The following is a 20,291-nucleotide window of genomic DNA, read 5'->3' as shown; positions in this document are numbered from 1 at the left end:
TGAAGCGCAGAAAACTAGGCGACATACAAAAAATCTTTTATGTGACGCACATTTCTTCATAAAGTTATCTTGACCTACCGAATAGGGTTACTTCGACCCTTCATGTGCGGGTTGGCTAGCGTAGGTGATGCGCGCACGGTAGCGTAGAGTCCATGAGCACGAACCCCACAAGCACTCCCAAAAATCCCGCCGCACCCGAGACTAAAACTACGCTTGGAGCGGAACCCTCTCGCCCCGAACAGCCAGCCCCCACCGTGCACCGCTACACCGCCCCGGATGCCGACCGCCAGCGCGGCAGCGAGTACGCCGAGGTACTCGCCTACGAGACGCAACAGCGCAAGAACGCCGCCGACCGCCGCATCGGCAGAGGCAAACACCACACCGGTCACCACGGAGAACCCGACGGCGGAGGCTCTCTGCCCGGCCCGCACCCCAAGGAACGCCCGAGCAATCGCCACGGCAAACCTTTCGGTCATCGCCTCGACCACGACTGCGGCCTGGACGATACCCGCCGTGCCCTCGCGGACTCCATCGCCAACCGCGCCAGCGATCTCACCGAAATTCTTCGGGCGATCCACGCGCATCCCGAAACCGCCTACCGCGAGCGCTTCGCCTCATCCACGCTCGTCGAGGCAGTCCGCACCGCGCACCCGGACCTCACCGTCACCCACCCCGCCTTCGGAATCGACACCGCCTTCGCGGTCGAGCTGACCAGCGCCGACTACGACCCCGAAAAGCACCGCACCATTGCGATTCTCTCCGAGTACGACGCGCTACCGGGCATCGGGCACGGCTGTGGCCACAATGTTATCGCCACCGCCGGCCTCGGAGCGTTCCTCGCCCTGGCGGATACGCTCGCGGCCACCCCGGATGCCTTCAGCGGGCGGGTACTCTACTACGGCACTCCCGCCGAGGAGTCCGAAGCCGGCAAGGAGCTCATGGCCCGCGCCGGCGCCTTCGACTCTGTGGATGCCGCAATCATGGTGCACCCCTACTTCATGGACGTGGCGGACCAGGCGTGGCTGGGCCGCCGCGAATGTCGCGTCACCTACACCGGCGTGAGCGCGCACGCCTCCTCGCATCCCTTCATGGGACGCAACGCGCTGGATGCGGCCAGCCTCGCCTACCAGGGGCTCGGCCTGCTGCGCCAGCAGATTCCCGGGTCCGACCGCATCCACGCGATTATTGACCGCGGGGGAGAAGCACCGAACCTGATTCCCGCCACCGCGAGCCTGCACATTAATATCCGCTCCAAGCACGCCCCCACCCTGCGAGCGCTCTCGCGCCGGGTGGAGGAAGTGTTGCGCGGTGCCGCCCTCATGGCCGGGGTTTCCGCTGAGGTGACCTGGGATGGCTCGCCCATGACCATGCCCGTGCGCACCAACGGGCCGCTACTGAAGCGGTGGGTGGCCTCCCAACGTGCCGTGGGTCGGCACCCGTACCCGCCCGGGACCGTGAGCGATACCCTGGCGGCCTCTACGGATTTCGGTAACGTGAGCCTGCGCGTGCCCGGTATTCACCCGCTCATCGGCATCGCGCCGGAAGGCACCGGCATGCACACCGAACAGTTCGCGCTCGCGGCCAACACCCCCGAGGCTGTGGCCGGCGCACTGGATGCAGCCTTCGGCCTGGCGTTTGTGGCGGTGGATTACCTGGTGGACGACGAGCTGGCCCGCGCGGTGCGCACCCATTTTGAGGAGGCCGGCGGCGCCGTGGATGTGGAGGGCTACTTCGCCGGGTAGTAGTCGCACGCCGTGGTCTTCGGGGCCGTATTGGGGTTTCCGGCCCCCGCGGGTTTGTCGGGGTTCGCGCTCGCACCGCTCGGGGGCAAGATACCCAAGTGCCCCAACCGGCAGATGTGAGATTGCTCAAAAGGTCAGAACCGCATTATTTGGTTTTATGAGCGAAAAACATCCCCGCACGCTCATAAAGTCACCATGACCCATCAGAAAAGACAAATTAACCCCACACAAAACGCAGATTCTTCGGCATAATAGAACATAACGAAGCGAGGCACCGGGAAACACCTCACCTCGGCCACACGTGCACCCCGCACTGTGCGCGGTGCAACAGAACCCCGAGGCACACACCCCGCTTCGCCATCCCGCGAGAAAACACTCGCACAGCACAGATAACTCTCACGAAAGAGGGCATACAGCAATGAACGGTGTCAACACCCCCACCAAGCTCGGCGTCATCGGTGCAGGCGGCGTCGGTAGCGCAACCGCATACGCAGCAATGGTTCGCGGTTCCGCCGATGAAATCGTCCTGTACGACATCGACGGCAAGCGCGCTCACGCAGAGGCACTCGACATCGCCCACGGCGCAATGTTCGCTCACGAGGCAACCGTCACCGGCGGCGACGATATCGAGCTGCTGCGCGATTGCGACATGATTATCGTCACCGCAGGTGCTCGCCAGAAGCCGGGTCAGCCCCGCCTCGAACTGGCCGGCGCAAACGTTGCTATCCTCGAGAAGCTGCTGCCGAACGTGCTTTCCGTGGCCCCCAACGCCATCATCATGCTCGTCACCAACCCCTGCGACGTGCTGACCGTTGTGGCCCAGAAGATTACCGGCCTGCCCGCCAACCGTGTGCTCTCCTCCGGTACCGTGCTCGACTCCTCCCGTCTGCGCTGGCTGATCGCAAACAAGGCTGGCGTCTCCATCAAGAGCGTTCACGCGAACGTCGTTGGTGAGCACGGCGACTCCGAGTTCCCCGTCTGGTCCGCAGCCAACATCGGCATGGTCCCCCTGACCGAGTGGGAGCAGGACGGCAAGCAGCTCTTCACCGAAGAGGTCCGCACCGAGCTGGCCACCGAGGCTATGCGCGCAGCCTACAAGGTTATCGAGGGTAAGGGCTCCACCAACTACGCCATCGGTATCTCCGGTGCACGTATCGCCGAGGCATTCCTCGGCGGCCAGAACGCAGTGCTGCCCGTCTCCACCACCATCGCAGGCGAGCTCTACGGCTTCAAGGACGTTGCACTGTCCCTGCCCACCATCGTCAACCGCGAGGGTATCCAGCGCGTTCTGCCGGTTCCCATGAACGAGGCTGAGATGGCACAGCTGAAGGCATCCGCTGAGGCAATCCGCGCCTCGGCCGCATCGCTGGGCTTCTAACAGCTAGACCCGGGGCCAGCGCCCCACGAGAGCCCGCCGCATCCGTCACAGTACATGACCGGATGCGGCGGGCTCAGTCTATGGGGTCGTAACGTATGACGGGCGAAAACACGCCACGCTCCCGTAGGTAGTAGAATAAAGAGCATGAGCACTGATCCTCGCACTGAACTCACCCGCCTCCTCGACGCGCTGGAGGCCCACCTGTCCGCCGTGATTGAACGCAACGGCGAGCACGACCCCGCCATCGATGAGGCCTACGTAGAAATTGCCAACGCTTTCGAGGCTTACGAAGACGCCCTCTTCGAGGCCTACGAAGAGGTCACCCCCCTGAGCGTGTACGGTGATGACGAGGAAGACGATCTCGAGGAAATCCTCGACGACGAAGACGACATCGACGACGACGATATCGAGTACGAGGACTAATACACCTCACCATACGTTCCGACCCCTGATCGCCACCCCCACGCGGGGTGATGCGGCAGGGGTCGAACCGTACCCGGTGCACCCGCATCGGTAGCGACGGACACCGCAGATACCGCAGCCGCAGATGTCGCACGCACCCCGCGGGGGAACCACCGCGCACCCGTCAGAACCCGCAGAACGACAGCCAGTGAACAACTCTCGAGAACGGAGACACCCGTGAGCGAACCCCGCACCTGGCGCGATGCCGCCCTCATCCTCCGCACTCAAAAACTCGGCGAAACCGACCGCATCATCATCATGCTCACCCGCGACGGCGGAATCACCCACGCCGTCGCCAAGGCCGTGCGCAAACCCACCTCCAAGTTCGGCGGACGACTCGAACCGTTCATGCACACCGACCTTTCCCTCAGCCGCGGCCGCACCAACCTGCACACCATCACCCAGGCCGCAACCCTGCACGCCTACACCGGCCCCATCATGGCCGACTATGCCGCGTACACCTGTGCCTCCACCATCGCCGAACTCGCCGAAGACCTCACCCAAAACAGCGCCGGAACCACCGAACTGTACACGCTCACCCACGGGGCATTCGCAACCCTAGCCCACGCGCAGCACACCCCCCAACGCGTGCTCACCCGCTACCTGGCCCGCGCCATGGACCGCTCCGGCTGGCCCCTCATCGGCGAACGATGCACCCGATGCGGCACCCCACTCACACCCGAAGCCACGGCTCAGGAGGGCACTGCGGAAGCCCCGGGCCGATATCTCGCCTTCCACACCGCCCACACCTACGGCCAGTACACCGTCCTCTGCCCGAAGTGCGCCCCCGCCACCGATGCGCCCCTCACCGCCCTCACGGCCGAAGACCTGGCCTACGCGCTCGCCGCCGCCAGCCCCAACCCGAGCGCCTGGGAAACCATCGACGCCGCACCCCGCGGAACCGCCGATAAAATCCTCAAACTCTACCTCGCCACCACCCAAAATCTGCTGGAGCACCCTCTCAAAACCCTCGGGGCGCTCGAGACGGAAACCCCCGCAAAATAACACCCGAAGCACCCGCCCATGCGCGCCGTGTCACGGTAAAATAGCTAACAGCACGCCAGGTTTATATCTGGCGCATATCTAGGCAAACGACCCCGGGGGAGAACCCGCCAGGGAAGAAAGGCACACATGGCACGCACCCAGCCCGTACCCCCGCCCCCGCACCCCACCGGGGCAACCCCGCCGCCGATCCCGAAGAAGTTCATCCCCCAGCACGTCGCCGTCGTCATGGACGGCAACGGACGCTGGGCCAACGAACGCGGCCTGCCCCGCACCGAAGGTCACCGCGCCGGCGAGGCCGCCCTGCTGGACGTTGTTGCGGGCGCCATCGAAATGGGCATCCCGTACGTGACCGCCTACGCCTTCTCCACCGAAAACTGGAAGCGCTCGCCCAGCGAGGTTGCGTTTATCATGCGTTTCTCCACCGAGGTGCTGCAGCGTCAGCTGGCAACCCTCAAGACCTGGGGTGTGCGCATCCGCTGGGCTGGCCGCCGACCCAAGCTGTGGAAGAGCGTCATCGAAGAGCTCGAGCTCTGCGAGCGCGAAACCATCGACAACACCGTCTGCACCCTCACCATGTGTGTGAACTACGGCGGCCGTGCAGAAATCGCCGACGCGGCCGCAGCTATCGCGGCAGACGCAGCCGCGGGCAAGCTCAAGCCCGGCAGCATCACCGAAAAGACCATCCAAAAGTACCTGGACGAACCCGACCTGCCCGACGTTGACCTGTTCCTGCGTTCTTCCGGTGAGCAGCGCATCTCAAACTTCCTGCTCTGGCAGAGCGCCTACGCCGAGTTCGTCTTCATGAACGTGCTCTGGCCCGACGTCGATCGCCGCACCCTCTGGGAAGCCGTCGAAGAGTACGCGCGCCGCGACCGCCGCTACGGGGGCGCAGTCGACGCCGTCGCCAACGACAAGTAGCGGCCCGGCATACAGTCCCGGCTCATAGCCCCATAAACCACCCACCCCCTCCAACACTAGGGAGAACAAATGCGCATCTACCCGACCTTCTTCAACATCTTCTTCAAGGGCATGGACCCCGAGAAGGCACACCACGTCGGCTTCTGGGGCGTTCAGACCCTGCGCAACGTCGGCATCACCCGCGCGCTGCGCAAGTACTTCCAGCCCGTCCCCGAACTGGCAACCACCGTCATGGGCATTACTTTCCCTTCGCCGTTCGGCCTGGCTGCAGGCTTCGACAAGGGCGGTAAGGGCATTGCCGCGCTGGCTGGTATCGGCTTCGGCCACGTCGAGATCGGTACCATTACCGGTCAGGCGCAGCCCGGCAACCCGCAGCCGCGCCTCTTCCGCCTCGTGGAAGATAAGGCGGTCATCAACCGCATGGGCTTCAACAATGACGGTGCCGCAGCGGCAGGCCCGCGCGTTGCCGCCGCCCGCGCAGACCTCGAAACCGAATACCGCGGCGTCGTACGCCCCATCATCGGCGTGAACATCGGCAAGACCAAGGTCGTTGAGCTCGAGAACGCTATCGAGGACTACCTGATTTCTACCCGCACCCTGGCACCGCAGGCAGACTACCTGGTCGTCAACGTCTCCTCCCCGAACACTCCGGGTCTGCGCACCCTGCAGGCTATCGAGTCGCTGCGCCCGCTGCTGGCTGCCGTGCGTGAAGAGGCAGACCGCGTATGCCCCAACCGCCACGTGCCCCTGACCGTGAAGATTGCACCGGACCTGGTCGACGAGGACATCATCGAGGTGGCGGCCCTGGCCAAGGAGCTGAAGCTGGACGGCATCATCGCCACCAACACCACCATCGCTCGCGAAGGCCTGGGCCTGACCAGCGACATGACCAAGGTCAAGGAAATCGGTGCCGGCGGCCTCTCCGGCGCGCCGCTGAAGCCCCGCTCCCTCGAGGTGCTGCGCCTGCTCAAGCGCGAAATTGGTGACGACCTGGCCATCATCTCCGTTGGCGGTGTGACCACCGCCGAGGACGTGCAGGAACGCCTGGATGCTGGCGCCGACCTGGTGCAGGGCTATACCGCCTTCCTGTACGAGGGTCCGCTCTGGGCGGCACACATTAACCGCGGCCTAGTGAAGCTGCGCCGCGCTCGCCGCTAAAAGGTTTACGCCCCGCCGGGTGACCGGCGGGGGAGGGAGCCTCACGCTCCCGGCATGCTGAGGGGGCACCGTTCTCTACCCGTTGGGGTGGATGCGGTGCCCCCCTGCGTTTCTGCGCGGTTAGAGAGCCCGCTAGAGAGCCCGCATAAGAGGGCCGGACTGGTAATAGCCGCGATGGGTTCTTAGGGCGCAGGGTAATCCGCCAGCACAGCTTACGTAATCGGACAAACCACCGCCGGACAACAACCGGGCAACAACCGGACGATGGGAATAGACCAATAACGGGTTCTAGGCGCGCACCCCCGCATAATGGAGGTAGACGGGAAATCATGCACTACAACGATGTGGAGGACCACCCATGACCCCCAACGCGCTGAACCGTCGGTCGATGCTGACCGGAGGCACACTCATCAGCCTCGGCACCCTGCTCACCGCATGCGCCCCGCACGACACCACGCCGACAGGAGGCGCAGCCACGGCATCCGGCGCAGCCACCACCAACAGCAGCTCAAGCACCGGCAACAGTGCCGGTAGCGGATACCGCAAAGCGGACGAGAGAGGCCCCGCCCAGAACGTTCCCAAACCCAACGCCCCCGTAGACGGCTACCGCGAAAAGACCGCCGCCGGCATCCGCAAAACCATGGACGCCTGGAACCAGTGGATTAACTACGGCATCCAAACCGGCGACTACAGCAAAGCACGCGAATTCCTCTCCTCGACAAACGACGGAGAACTCAAAATCTACCGGGAAATAGAAGCACTCTACCGGCGCGGCGGCTGGGTCATCGACGGCATCCAATACTTCAAGCCCGTAGGCGAGCCCTGGACCGAGGACGACCAAACCTACCGCCTGAAAACCCGCCACGAATGGGACAAAGAAACCGACGTGGAACCCGACGGCCGCCAAGAAACCTGGAGCAGCGACAAGGAAGAAGAAATCTACATCTTCGCCCTCGAACACCACGACGGCAGGTGGCAGATCCTCTACTCCCAAATCGACGTCTAAGCGATACATTCGCCGCGTAAGAGGGTAAGGATTAGCGGGCATAAAACTAGGGGAGAGGCCCAAACAATCAGGACCTCTCCCCACACCCCACAAACACAACCCCAACACGGGGCCGCGCCACAGGGCACTAACAACTAGCGCGGGTACTCGCCGTACTTCACCATCGGAACCGGACGGCGCCAACGACGAACCATCATCACACGGTTAAAGGTGTACATACCACCACCGCGCTGAACCTCGCCAAACTTAGCAATCAGCTTCTTCTTCAGACCACGCCACAGAATGAAATAATCAATCACCCACAGCAGCATCGCGGCATACATCGCGTACACAGAACCGTAATAAATCGAAACGCCAACCTCGGACGAACCCGAAACACCCTGACCGATCCAGCCGCCAACCAGCAGAACCAACAGAACAATCAGCATGAAATCGCCCAGGTTACGGCGCGCATCCACGTAATCACGGATGTAACGACGCTGCGGGCCCTGATCCACAAGAGGCAAGAAACGCTGATCACCGCCATGCAACGCCTCATTCTGACGAGCACGAAGCTTAGCGTTATCCTCACGCTCACGACGACGAAGCTCAGCACGCGCCTCACGATCATTCGCAAGCGCATGATCACCGCCGCCCACCAGAGGCCTATGACGAGCCGCCTCCCGCTCCTTACGCGAAGGAGTCGGACGGCCCTTCTTCGGGGTAAACTTCGGATCAACCGGAGCCTGCGGCTCCTCTACAACCTGCGGCTGAGCAGCTTCAGTCTCAGCCTTCTTATTCTTACGACCAAACACCCTCCCATCATACCCGACACACACAGATACACCCCCTCCACAACAAAACCACGTCAGAGCCTGAAACACCACAACCCCACCCCACCGCAAGCCCCCGAATAACACACCCCCACACCCCGCGATGTAAGGTAGAAACATGACTACTGAATTCACCCACCACAGCGCCCTCAACGACGCAATCAACGAACGATTCGAAGCCACCCTACAAACCCTCACCGACCTCGTCGCCATTCCCTCCATCGCCTGGGAATCCCACGACCTCACCCAGGTCGACCGCAGTGCAGAAGCAGTCGCCGCACTCGCCCGCAAGGCAGGCTTCGACAACGCACGCATCGAACGCGCCACCTACACCACCGCCGACGGCACCGAAAAGCAGGGCATGCCCGCCGTCATCGCCCAGCGCCCCGCCGCCGAAGGCTACCCGACCATCCTGCTCTACGCCCACCACGACGTACAGCCCGCCGGCAACCTCGACCTCTGGGACACCGAACCCTTCGTCGCCACCCGCAAGGGCGACCGCCTCTACGGCCGCGGCGCAGCAGACGACAAAGCAGGCATCCTCGTACACCTCGCCGCGCTCGCAGCCATCAACGAAACCCTCGGCGATGACTTCAAACTCGGCGTGAAACTCTTCATCGAAGGCGAAGAAGAAGCAGGCTCACCCTCCTTCGTCTCCTTCCTCAACACCTACCGCGACGAACTATCCGCCGACTACATCGTCGTCGCAGACTCCGCCAACTGGCGCGCCGGCGTACCCGCACTCACCACCAGCCTGCGCGGCGTCGCATCCGGCGACATCGAAGTACGCGTCGGCAGCCACGCCATCCACTCCGGCATGTTCGGCGGCCCCATGCTCGACGCACACACCCTCATGGCACAGCTCCTCGCAACCCTGCACGACGCCACCGGCGCCGTAGCCGTCGAAGGCCTACACCGAGCCCCCGAACCCGAACTCGAATACGCCGAAGCAGACTTCCGCAACGACTCCGGAATCCTCGACTCCGTACCCCTCGCAGGCACCGGAACCGTCGCCTCCCGCCTGTGGACCCAGCCGGCCATCTCCGTCATCGGCATGGACATCCCCAGTATCGCAACCTCCTCCAACACCCTGGCAGTCCTCTCCCGAGCACGCATCAGCACCCGTCTCGCACCCGGCGACACCCCCGAAAACGCACACCGCGCGCTCGCCGAGCACATCAAGGTCCACGCCCCCCACGGCGCCGAGGTCAGCTACACCGCCGTGGATTCCGGCATGCCCTTCTCGACCGAGGTGGACGCAGACGGTGCGCAGACCGCCCTGGACGCCATGCGCGCCGCCTGGGACCTGGAACCCGTACAGACCGGCATGGGCGGCTCCATTCCGTTCATCGCCGACCTGAAGCAGACCTTCCCGCAGGCACAGATTCTGGTCACCGGTGTGGAAGACCCCGACACCCGCGCCCACAGCGCCAACGAGTCCCTGTACATCCCGGACTTCAAGAACGCAATCCTGGCGGAGGCACTGCTACTCAGCGCACTCGGCACCCGCTAGGCGCCGAAGAAGCATCTCCAAAGCACCGCGGCGCGCCGGACACCAACCGGCCCACCGGCGCGCCGCGGCAATGCGGAATACCGCGGCGAGATACCGAAGCGGGGGCGTAGCGCCCCCGCAACGGTCGCGATACTGCAATTGCGATACAGAGGCGGGGTGCCGCGGTAGGGAACCGGCCAGCAGGCCCACCAATGAGTCCCCGAACACACCCACCCCCACCGTAAATTCGGTATCCTAGAAGCAGAATTACCGTGAAAGCCCACGCGCAAACGCTCACGCCCCCGGCGAACTACACACAACCCAGGTTGTGAAGAACTCACCCCGGCGCGTATCGTGAAGGCTAAAACGCCCGAAACACCGCACACGGCCAACACGGGCAACCAACACAACAAAGGACAACACTCATGAGTGAAACCACCACCGAACTGCCCACCCACGGCGTCACCCTCACCGAAGTCGCACAGGCCAAGGTCCGCGCACTCCTCGAACAGGAAGGCCGCACCGACCTGCGCCTGCGCATCGCCGTCCAGCCCGGCGGCTGCTCCGGCCTCATCTACCAGCTCTACTTCGACGAGCGCGTCCTCGACGGCGACGCAGTCCGCGACTTCGACGGCGTAGAGGTCATCGTCGATAAGATGAGCGCACCCTACCTCGACGGCTCCACCATCGACTTCGAAGACACCATCGAAAAGCAGGGCTTCTCCATCGACAACCCCAACGCAGCAGGCTCCTGCGCATGCGGTGACTCCTTCCACTAAACCGAAGACACCCCGGCGCTAAGCACCACCAAGGTACATCACGCCTAGTAAACCCCCGTCTCGCATACTGCACCCAACCGTGCAGATACGCGACGGGGGTTTTACACTTAAAACATGACTACGCACGAAATCACCTGGAAATACATCCTCAACCAACTGATCAAGCACCAGAACCTCAGCGACACCGAAGTCGCCTGGGCCATGGACCAAATCATGACCGGCCAAACCGAACAGCCGATCCTCGCATCCTTCCTCACCGCGCTGCACTCCAAGGGCGAAACCCCCGAAGAACTCGGAGCACTCGCAGCCGGCATGATCGCCAAAGCCGAGACCGTCGACATCGACCCCCACGCTGTAGACATCGTCGGTACCGGCGGCGACCAGCAAAACACCGTCAACATCTCCACCATGGCCGCCCTCGTCATCGCAGGCACCGGCGCAACCGTCGTCAAGCACGGCAACCGCGCCTCCACCTCCAAATCCGGCTCCGCAGACGTCCTCGAAGCCCTCGGAATCCGCCTCGACATGCCCATTCCCGCAGTCGCCGAGTGCGCTCGCGAGACCGGCATCACGTTCCTGTTTGCCATGACCTTCCACCCGGCCATGCGCCACGTGGGCCCGACCCGCCGCCTGCTGGGTATTCCGACCGCGTTCAACTACCTGGGCCCCATGACCAACCCGGCCCGCGTGAAGTCCTCGGCAATTGGCGTGGCGAACCCGGTCATGGCTGAGAAGATGGCTCACGTCTTCGCTGAGCGCGGCGATCACGCCCTGATTTTCCGCGGAGACGACGGCCTGGACGAGCTGACCATCGCCACCACGAGCCGCCTGTGGGAGGCCGTGGACGGCAAACTGACCGAGTACCGTTTTGACCCGACCGAGTACGGCCTGCAGAACGCACCGCTGGAGCAGCTGCGAGGCGGCGACGCCGAGTACAACGCGGGTGTGTTCCGCGCCATTTTGGCGGGGGAGGGGGAGTCCCCGAAGAGCCCGCTGCGCGCTATTCACGACGCCGTGCTCATCAACGCGGCCGCAGGCCTGGTGGCCTACCGCCCGACCAACGGTGAGAGCTTTGAGACGCGCTTCACTCAGGCCCTGGCCGATGCGCGCGAGTCTATTGCATCCGGTGCAGCGGAGCGAGTGCTCAACGCCTGGGTAGAGTTCAGCGAAAAGCACGCGGAGGGCTAGGGAATCAGTAGCCAGAGGCGAGAGCCTCGGGGCTGATTTCAAGAAGCTGAGCTGAGAAGGGCTAGGAGCTCTGGAAGCCGAAAGGCCTAAAAAGGCACCCGAGACGAACAGAGTGCACCGAAGGGTGCGGGATCTCGGGTGCCTGTCGCTTAACGGAACGACGAGGAGATGTGAGCGGCGTAGAGTTCGAGCGTGTAGCTGAGCGTCGAGAAAGCCGAGGCTCCCGGAACGTAGAACAGTGGACGGGGACAGCGTAGTCGCATCACAAGGAGAACCGGTTCGCCCCGCATCAGTTAGAGCACCAGTCAGGGCGCAGAAAGCACCCGAGAACCGTCGGTGGGGTAGCGAAAAATAGGTCTACTTTACATAATGTATATTATCGGCTTTTTAGGGAGATTGATGAATACTCGATTCTGCCTTGTTGAACGCCGTCTTAACACTCGATGTATTCACCCGCATTTTCCGTCATAACCCATCCCCGCAGGCGCCCCACCTGACATAATGGGCGTAAGCCGCCGAGACATTGATGACTCAGAACCCGGTACGTCCGAGACGTGTTGAGTTCACGCCCGCGCGGCACACATTCCGAAACTCCGAAGGAGGAAACATGGATTGGCTCTTCGAGACACCCTGGACGCTCTGGGTTGTTCTCGCCCTCGCCTTCGCCGTTATTGAGATGCTCAGCCTCGACCTGTTCTTTCTCATGCTGGCGATCAGTGCAGGCATTACCGCGGCAATATCGCCCTTCGTGGATAACATGCTCATCCGAACCGTTATTTTCGTAGTGATCTGCCTGATTCTGGTTCTTGGCCTGCGCCCGCCGCTGCTCAAGAAGCTCAATCGGTCGGCCGGTAACACCGCCACCAATGTCGAGGCACTCATCGGGTCTGAGGTACGCATCACTCAAGATGTGACTAGCGAAACCGGTTTGGTGGTACTGGCTGGCGACATCTGGACAGCGCGCACCGCCTCCGGAACGCTCGTAGCAGGATCACACGCGAGGGTACGAGCCATTGAGGGTGCCACCGCAATCGTAGAGCCTCTCCCCCACAGCTAATACCCACCTGAATACCGGCTCTAGAAGCAGATTCAGATACCCAAAAACACGCCATATAACACACCGATAAGGAGAAATAATGCCTATCAGCCTTATTCTGACGGTCCTACTCATCCTCTTCGTGCTGACGATGCTCGCCAAGACCGTGCGCGTCATCCCGCAGGGACGAGCCGGCATCGTCGAACGACTGGGTAAGTTCCGCGCCGTTCTCAAGCCCGGCCTGCACATCGTCATCCCCGTGGTTGACCGCGTGCTGCCCCTCATCGACCTGCGCGAACAGGTGGTTTCCTTCCCCTCGCAGTCCGTGATTACCGAAGATAACCTCGTGGTCGGCATCGACACCGTCGTGTACTTCCAGGTCACCGACCCTCAGGCCGCAACCTACGAAATCACCAACTACATTCGCGCCGTGGACGAGCTGACCAGTGCAACCCTGCGTAACGTCGTCGGTGGCCTGAACCTGGAGCAGACCCTCACCTCCCGCGACCAGATTAACGCGGAGCTGCGAGGCGTGCTCGACTCCACCACCGGTCGCTGGGGTCTGCGCGTCTCCCGCGTGGATATCAAGGAAATTCAGCCTCCCGTGTCCATCCAGGACTCCATGGAGAAGCAGATGCGCGCTGAGCGTGACCGCCGCGCAGCAATCCTCACCGCAGAAGGCCAGAAGCAGTCTGACATTCTGACCGCCGAGGGTGAATCCCGCGCCGCAATCCTGCGTGCTGAGGGTGAAAAGCAGGCACAGATTCTGCGCGCAGAGGGCGACGCACAGTCCGCCATCCTGCGCGCAAACGGTGAGGCCGAGGCCGTGCAGAAGGTCTTCGCCGCCATCCACGAGGCCAACCCCAGCCAGCAGCTTCTCACCTACCAGTACCTGCAGACCCTGCCCAAGCTCGCCGAAGGCGACGCCAACAAGCTCTGGTTCATCCCGACCGAGCTCGGCGATGCACTGCGAGGCCTGGGTAACGCGTTCGGCACCCTGCCCGCATCCAACCTGGCGGATGCACCCGCAAAGTCCTCCGCCCCGAAGGCCGAGGGTCAGAGCTACGGCATCAACAGCTAGCAGGCACCTAAAAAATTCATAGGGTTCAACCCCTGCACAGTGGGCGGGCGGAGACTATTACCGATATAATGGATGTTTTGTAAACGTTCGAGGGAATAGCTCTCCCCCGCCCAACGTTATACCTGAAGCGCCGCCCGGCGCACACGACGGACACTGGAGGAAAAATGAGCGATCGTAGCCTGCGCGGTATGCGCCTGGGTTCCCAGTCGATGGAAACCGAATCGAACGTGCAGCCGGCACCCCGCCAGCGCGTCGAGTACCGCACCGCAGACGGTGACCGTGTTTTCGTGACTTTCGCGGCCGAGGCAGAGATTCCCCCGGTCTGGACCGCAAAGTCCGGCAAGGAGGCCTTCCTGGTCAACGGTGATTCCACCGCCAACGCCGAGGATGAGAAGCCTGCACGTACCCACTGGGACATGCTCATGGAGCGTCGCAGCATTGAAGAGCTGGAGAAGACTCTGGAGGAGCGCCTGGAGTACTACCGCAACCACTTCGCGGTCTAAGGAACGTCTAGATACGTTAAGGGGCCTTTCAGCGGCATGTGAGCCGCTGAAAGGCCCCTTTTGTGTACCCCGCCGGATGCCTTCCTGCCCGTCATGTGCGAGAGGCGTTAGGGGCTCTCAGAGGATTCCAACAGAAAGGGGCCGGGGCGGATGCTCGTAATGCGCATCCGACCCGGCCCCTCATATGAGGTTGGGTTATGACCCGGGACTACTTCTTGCCCAGGGCCTTCTTCAGCTTCTCCGCGTGGCTCTTCAGGCCCCAGCGGGTCACCTTCGACATCGAATCGAAGATGATGTTGCCGTCCATCTTCGAGGCGCCCACCTCGCGCTCAACGAAGGTAATCGGAACCTCGACAATATTCAGTCCAGCCTGCTCAGAACGCCACGCCAAATCCACCTGGAACACGTAGCCCTTCGAGTCGATGCCGTCCAGGTTCAGACGCTGCAGGGCCTCGCGGCGGTACGCGCGGAAACCTGCGGTGATGTCCTTGATGGAGGTGCCCAGCACCATACGGGTGTACAGGTTAGCGCCGCGCGAGAGAATCTGGCGGTGAGCCGGCCAGTTCTTCGTCTTGCCACCCGGCACGTAACGCGAACCGATGGCCAGATCGGCGCCCGCCTCAACGGCGCGCACCAGGGAGGGCAGCTGCTCGGGCTGGTGGGAGCAGTCAGCGTCCATCTCAATCAGAATCTCGTAGCCTGCCTCCAGACCCCAGTCAAAGCCCGCCAGGTAGGCGCCGCCCAGGCCGTCCTTAACGGTGCGGTGCAGAACGTGAATCTTAGGGTCCTTGGCCGAGAGCTCGTCAGCGATCTGGCCGGTGCCGTCGGGGCTGTTATCATCCACCACGAGAATGTCTACCTCGGGAGCTGCCTTGCGAAGACGCTCCACCACAACCGGTAGGTTCTCCTTTTCGTTATACGTCGGGATGACAGTCAGAACGCGCATAATACTCTCTCACGTGTGCATATAAAACGGGCAGTGTAGATTTCCAGTATACCGGTTAACTATGTGAGCGACGGTACGCAATGGGGTATCTGGGTATTTCATTTCCTGTAAAAGGTGGTGGACTAGCCGAAAAAATTATTTACTTTCAGTGTAAATAGATTCAAGAACGGGTAGGGGCGAGTCGTCCTCCAGGACCGGAAGCAGCGGAATCCGGGCGCGCGGATCGGTGCTCCACGAGGCAACGCGCGAATCTGGAGCCTGAACCATCAGCGCCTCCACACGCCAACGCGTCACGAAGGCCGGGGTATCCGGCGCCAGCTGGCCCATAAACGGGTTCTCCTCATGCGCCAGACGGTATACGCCGCGGGTCAGCGCCGCAAACGCGCTACGTGCAGACACGCCGTGCTTATCGTTCACCAGCGCGCGCACCAGGGCCCACGCACCCGGCGCAAACAGCTGGGTATCGGAACCCAACGCAATCGAGGTGCCCGCAGCGTTCGCGCGGCGCGCAACCGAAGCCACCGACTCCTGGCCCTCTCCCCCGGCGGCCAGCGTGGCCAGCGCCTGCACAGCCTCCTCGTCCTCGTCAGACTCCGGCTCGCACACGCTCAAACCCAGGTGCACGCGGCCCTCGGCCAGCTTCTGCAACCACTCATCGCTAATGGGATCCTGAGCCGTGCTGTACGCTGCGTCCAGGCGAATCGGAAGCCACGGACGCTCCCCACGAATCGACAGGGCGGCCTCGGCGGCGGTAGCAAAACCTGCGGAAGCGTCAATCGACAGAACCAGCGCGGCGTCCTCGGCCACCTGGGCGTAGCGCTCCGCCAGCCCCGCGGGAACGTGGATACCCGTCAGCGACAGACCCGGCAGCGCGCGCGGGCCCTCGGTCAGCGGACGCAGCGCCTTAATCGCGCTCACCAGCTCCTCAAGGTCGACGCCCGCCCGCTCACGGCCCTCAACCCGCGGGCCCGAAGCATCAAGAACCAGACGGATATCCGTCGGGCCGTGCTCCTCGATGTTGTGGCGCAGGGCCGACACCAGATCCGCCGCATCATCCATGGAAGCCAGCAGGGTATGGGTGTGGTAACCCACGGCGCGGTAGACATCCAGGTACTCGAGGATCTCGACGGGCTCCTTACCGCCCACCGGCGCCAGGGCGCGCGCAAAAGCGGGCGTCAGCAGGGCCCCATCGAGCTCCACCACCTCGGTGGACTCATCGGCAATCGAATGAGCACCCGCATCAGAACCAACCCAGCGGACGACGCCGTCCTCCGTCAAGAGAGCCGTGGCATAGGGGTCGACGGGGCTGTACACGCTACCGTCCACAAAAATACGGGTGGCCATTGTTAATCCTTTCGCCATTGAGCGGAACGCTGGGACTCGGGCCCGGGGCGCATCCTCCAACGCGGCGGAACACCCCAACAGGCCCTAGTCCGAGTATAAAAGCACCCCCGGGGGCTGCGGTAGTATGTGCATCCTTTCACGACAAAGAATGACCCGCACCCTCCGGGGGGGTATCGAATGATGGAACGGCGATGGCGGCGGGGAGCCCCCGGCCACCGCTAGAGACACACCGCGAGCGCGCTAGACGTCCAGCGCCACAACACCGCGGCGTACCGCCTCGATTGCCTCTTCACAGCGGGCGCGGATGACCGGGTCCAGGGATCGGATGTGCGCGATCTGGTCTAGGGCGTCCAGTACCTGTTTGGCCCAGCGGACGAAGTCGCCGGCGGCGAGGCCGGTGTCCTCGATGGCTTTTGCGAGGTGGGCGCCGTTTGCCCAGGCGTACATGGGTTCGACCAGGCCGAAGTCGCAGGCCGGGGTCAGGTCGACCTTGAACTGTTCTTCTGAAGCGTTGAGGTCGGCGAGGCGCTGCGTGATGGTGGCGATGGGTGCGCGCAGGGAGGGATGCGGGTAGTGCGCCAGGTACTCTACCGCGTCGCGTTTGCCCTGGTAGGTTAGGGCGGCGACGGTTGCGGCGATGGCGGCGGGTTCCAGGCCGTCGAGGAAGTGCGCGTCTAGGCACAGGGCGGTGAGTAGGTCGCGTTCGCCGTAGATGCGGCGTAGGGCCTGGCCGCCGGTGGTTAGCGACAGTTCACCGTCCTCGGTGCGTTCCACGTAGCCGTAGCTTTCCAGCAGGCGTGCGATGCGGTTGAAGACCTGGGCGATTGTGTTGGTGCGGCGGGCAATCTGACGGCGCAACCCTTCGGTTTCGGAGTTGAGCTTCTGCCAGCGTTCGGCCCAGCGCATGTGGTTTGCGCGGTCGGAGCAGCCGTGGCACGGGTGGTTACGCAGCTGAGCCTGTAGAGCCTCCAGCTGCGCGTCGATGCTGTTTTGGCGTGCCGGGATGTTCTGCTGTGCGAGCGCACGCGGGGCGCGGCCGTCGTAGAGTGCCTGGCGCATGCGGCTTGCGGTGTCGCGGCGTTCCTTGGGGGTTTTGAGGCTTAGGCGCTTGGGGATTTTGATGCGTGAGACCGGTTCGATGGCGCCCTCGAAGTCGCGGGTTGAGGCGGTGCGCTGGTGCGCGTCCTCGGTGACGATTCCGATGCGGGGGTCGGCGTGCGAATCGGAGCGGGTGATGACGACTGCGTAGCCGCGGGAGCGGCCGTGCGGGATGTAGATGATGTCGCCGGGCAACAGCTGCTGGATGCTGTGGTGTGCCTGCGTGCGGGCGTGGCGTTCGTTGCTCTTGGAGGCTTTCTTCTCCAGTTCGGCGATGTGGCGGCTGAGCTGTACGTATTCGGTGAAGTCGCCGAGGTGGCAGGCCATGGCTTCGCGGTAGCCTTCCAGGGCACTTTCGTTTTTGCGTACGCGGGAGGCGATGCCCACGACCGACTTGTCGGCCTGGAACTGTGCGAAGGAGGATTCCAGGATTTTGCGGGTGCGTTCGGCGCCGTAGGAGGCGATGAGGTTTGCCGCCATGTTGTAGGTGGGGCGGAACGAGGAGTTCAGCGGGTAGGTGCGGGTTGAGGCGAGGGTTGCCACGTGTTCCGGGGACAGGCCGGGGCGCCACATGACGACCGCGTGGCCTTCGATGTCGATGCCGCGGCGGCCGGCGCGTCCGGTCAGCTGGGTGTATTCGCCGGGGGTGATGTCTACGTGGGATTCGCCGTTGTACTTGGTGAGCTTTTCCAGGATGACGGTGCGTGCGGGCATGTTGATGCCCAGTGCGAGGGTTTCGGTGGCGAAGACCAGCTTGACCAGTCCCTGGGTGAAGAGAGCCTCCACGACCTCCTTGAAGAGGGGTAGCAGGCCGGCGTGGTGCGCGGCGATACCGCGGATGAGACCGTCGCGCCATTCGTAGTAGCCGAGGGTGTTCAGGTCGCGGGTGTCCAGGTGTGCCGTGGCCTCCGCAATGTAGGCGCGGATGGTCTGCTGCTGTTCGGGGGTGGTGAGCGTAATGTCGGCTGCCACGCAGTGGCTGACCGCGCCGTCGCATCCGGCGCGGGAGAAGATGAAGCAGATGGCGGGCAGTAGACCCTGCTTGTCGAGGGCACGGACCATTTCGGGGCGGGTGATGCGCTGGGGGCGCAGCGGTGCCTGTTCGCCGCGCTCACCGTCTGAGTAGCGGCGCGTGCGGTCTGAGCGGCTGCCCCCGCCGCTGCTGAAGGTTTCGTTGAGCCAGCCTTCGCGGCGGTGGCGGAAGCGTTCACGCTTGCCGCCGTAGCGGCCGCGTCCCGGGCCGGAACGGAAGCTGGGGCGTAGTGCCTTCAGCTGCGGGTTCAGGCGCAGGCCGGCCAGCAGAGGGTTGGCGCCCGCCTCTACGGATGCGCCGCGCTGCTTGGCCTTCTGCGCCTTCTTTGCCTGTTTGCGGGAGAGCTGCTCCTCCGGCTCCTGGTTTTTGCCGTTTTTGCCGTGTGCCGAGTTGTCCTCGGGCACGAAGAGGTCTACCACGCGGTGGCCGACCATCATGTGCTGCCACAGGGGTACCGGGCGGTGCTCGGAAACGATAATGTCCGTGCCGCCGCGCACCGTGTCCAGCCAGGCTCCGAACTCCTCGACGTTCGACACCGTAGCCGACAGGGAGATGACGTTCACGTGCTCGGGCAGGTGGATGATCGCCTCTTCCCACACCGCGCCGCGGAAACGGTCTGCCAGGTAGTGCACCTCGTCCATGACCACGTACCCCAGGCCGTTCAGGGTGGTGGAGTTGGCGTAGAGCATGTTGCGCAACACCTCGGTGGTCATCACGACCACGGGGGCTTCGGTGTTGATGCTCGTGTCGCCGGTCAGCAGGCCCACGTAGTCCTCGCCGTACGCGCGCACGAAATCGTGGTACTTCTGGTTGCTCAGCGCCTTGATCGGGGTCGTGTAGAACGCCTTCATGCCGCGGCGTAGCGCCAGGTAGATGCCGAACTCGCCCACGATGGTCTTACCCGCGCCCGTGGGGGCGGCCACGAGGACGGAGCGGTCCGCCTCCACAGCGGCACACGCCTGACGCTGAAAGTCGTCCAGCGGGAAATCCAGGGAGGCCTCAAACGCGCCCAGGGCGCTCTTGGCGTATGCGGAGCGCTCTCGGGATGCGGCGTACGCGGCGGCGTAGTCGGTGCCGGGGTGCTCGTCAGAGGGGTTTGCGTCGGATACGTGCTGTGCGTGGTGCTTAGTCATGGTACATCCAGTGTAGCGGCTGGCCTGCCGGCGCTCGGCTCGAAGCGGCGGCTTCCGGCAGATATCAGGTACGGGCGAACACACGGGTGAAAACACGGGTGGCACGCGGCGGCTCGAGCCCGACCGCGAGCGCATCCGGCGCGCCTTCTGGGCTTTGGGGCCGTCCGGGGGCGGGTA

17 protein-coding genes are annotated in these 20,291 nt (G+C 63.5%); 13 read left to right on the top strand and 4 right to left on the bottom strand.

The window, feature by feature from the left end; genetic code table 11:
* Nucleotides 1–152: 152 nt before the first annotated feature.
* From AC3E6W_RS08535 to AC3E6W_RS08505, 7 genes are all read left to right on the top strand, one after another.
* Entirely contained in the window at nucleotides 153–1,742 is a 1,590-nt protein-coding gene (locus AC3E6W_RS08535) for an amidohydrolase (RefSeq protein ID WP_070825409.1), read from the top strand.
* A 418-nt stretch (nucleotides 1,743–2,160) separates the two neighbouring features.
* On the top strand, nucleotides 2,161–3,120 hold the full coding sequence (locus AC3E6W_RS08530; RefSeq protein ID WP_049345295.1) for an L-lactate dehydrogenase: 960 nt from the start codon (nucleotides 2,161–2,163) through the stop codon (nucleotides 3,118–3,120).
* 144 nt (nucleotides 3,121–3,264) lie between these two features.
* The gene (locus AC3E6W_RS08525; RefSeq protein ID WP_049334173.1) at nucleotides 3,265–3,543 is read left to right on the top strand and encodes a hypothetical protein; all 279 of its coding nucleotides are present in this window, start codon (nucleotides 3,265–3,267) and stop codon (nucleotides 3,541–3,543) included.
* 216 nt (nucleotides 3,544–3,759) lie between these two features.
* Entirely contained in the window at nucleotides 3,760–4,587 is an 828-nt protein-coding gene (recO, locus tag AC3E6W_RS08520) for a DNA repair protein RecO (protein WP_490652866.1), read from the top strand.
* Between the two features lie 126 nt (nucleotides 4,588–4,713).
* A complete protein-coding gene (locus AC3E6W_RS08515) occupies nucleotides 4,714–5,505 on the top strand; it encodes an isoprenyl transferase (protein ID WP_485118625.1) in 792 nt (263 codons plus the stop codon).
* Nucleotides 5,506–5,574: 69 nt separating this feature from the next.
* Nucleotides 5,575–6,663 (top strand): quinone-dependent dihydroorotate dehydrogenase, encoded by a 1,089-nt coding sequence (locus tag AC3E6W_RS08510; RefSeq protein WP_490652865.1) that lies wholly within the window; start codon nucleotides 5,575–5,577, stop codon nucleotides 6,661–6,663.
* Between the two features lie 358 nt (nucleotides 6,664–7,021).
* Nucleotides 7,022–7,669: a DUF6318 family protein gene (locus AC3E6W_RS08505; protein ID WP_490652864.1), complete on the top strand. Its 648-nt coding sequence runs from the start codon at nucleotides 7,022–7,024 to the stop codon at nucleotides 7,667–7,669.
* Between the two features lie 134 nt (nucleotides 7,670–7,803).
* Here the strand turns inward: AC3E6W_RS08505 and AC3E6W_RS08500 are convergent, their stop codons facing one another.
* Nucleotides 7,804–8,463 (bottom strand): DUF3043 domain-containing protein, encoded by a 660-nt coding sequence (locus AC3E6W_RS08500; RefSeq protein WP_490652863.1) that lies wholly within the window; start codon nucleotides 8,461–8,463, stop codon nucleotides 7,804–7,806.
* Nucleotides 8,464–8,599: 136 nt separating this feature from the next.
* Between AC3E6W_RS08500 and AC3E6W_RS08495 the strand changes: the two genes are divergently transcribed.
* From AC3E6W_RS08495 to AC3E6W_RS08470, 6 genes are all read left to right on the top strand, one after another.
* Nucleotides 8,600–9,994 (top strand): M20/M25/M40 family metallo-hydrolase, encoded by a 1,395-nt coding sequence (locus AC3E6W_RS08495; protein ID WP_490652862.1) that lies wholly within the window; start codon nucleotides 8,600–8,602, stop codon nucleotides 9,992–9,994.
* A gap of 404 nt (nucleotides 9,995–10,398) precedes the next feature.
* Nucleotides 10,399–10,752 (top strand): HesB/IscA family protein, encoded by a 354-nt coding sequence (locus tag AC3E6W_RS08490; protein ID WP_070649410.1) that lies wholly within the window; start codon nucleotides 10,399–10,401, stop codon nucleotides 10,750–10,752.
* A gap of 114 nt (nucleotides 10,753–10,866) precedes the next feature.
* On the top strand, nucleotides 10,867–11,940 hold the full coding sequence (gene trpD / locus AC3E6W_RS08485) for an anthranilate phosphoribosyltransferase (RefSeq protein WP_490647676.1): 1,074 nt from the start codon (nucleotides 10,867–10,869) through the stop codon (nucleotides 11,938–11,940).
* A gap of 607 nt (nucleotides 11,941–12,547) precedes the next feature.
* Complete coding sequence (locus AC3E6W_RS08480; protein WP_490652861.1) at nucleotides 12,548–12,997, top strand: NfeD family protein; 450 nt, start codon at nucleotides 12,548–12,550, stop codon at nucleotides 12,995–12,997.
* A gap of 79 nt (nucleotides 12,998–13,076) precedes the next feature.
* The gene (locus tag AC3E6W_RS08475) at nucleotides 13,077–14,057 is read left to right on the top strand and encodes an SPFH domain-containing protein (RefSeq protein WP_296544400.1); all 981 of its coding nucleotides are present in this window, start codon (nucleotides 13,077–13,079) and stop codon (nucleotides 14,055–14,057) included.
* Between the two features lie 164 nt (nucleotides 14,058–14,221).
* Nucleotides 14,222–14,560 carry an RNA polymerase-binding protein RbpA gene (locus AC3E6W_RS08470; protein WP_049334184.1) on the top strand — a complete coding sequence of 113 codons (339 nt, stop codon included), beginning with the start codon at nucleotides 14,222–14,224 and terminating at the stop codon, nucleotides 14,558–14,560.
* A gap of 208 nt (nucleotides 14,561–14,768) precedes the next feature.
* On the opposite strand, the gene AC3E6W_RS08465 is transcribed toward AC3E6W_RS08470, so the two are convergent.
* From AC3E6W_RS08465 to AC3E6W_RS08455, 3 genes are all read right to left on the bottom strand, one after another.
* A complete protein-coding gene (locus AC3E6W_RS08465; protein ID WP_313968175.1) occupies nucleotides 14,769–15,506 on the bottom strand; it encodes a polyprenol monophosphomannose synthase in 738 nt (245 codons plus the stop codon).
* Between the two features lie 135 nt (nucleotides 15,507–15,641).
* Nucleotides 15,642–16,850, bottom strand: a complete 1,209-nt coding sequence (locus AC3E6W_RS08460; RefSeq protein ID WP_490652860.1) for an amidohydrolase — start codon at nucleotides 16,848–16,850, stop codon at nucleotides 15,642–15,644.
* A 240-nt stretch (nucleotides 16,851–17,090) separates the two neighbouring features.
* On the bottom strand, nucleotides 17,091–20,114 hold the full coding sequence (locus tag AC3E6W_RS08455; RefSeq protein ID WP_490652859.1) for a DEAD/DEAH box helicase: 3,024 nt from the start codon (nucleotides 20,112–20,114) through the stop codon (nucleotides 17,091–17,093).
* Nucleotides 20,115–20,291 lie beyond the last annotated feature (177 nt).

The organism is Rothia sp. SCPM-O-B-18226 (M350) (genome assembly GCF_058213595.1).
This window is presented reverse-complemented; position numbering and strand designations above follow the sequence as displayed.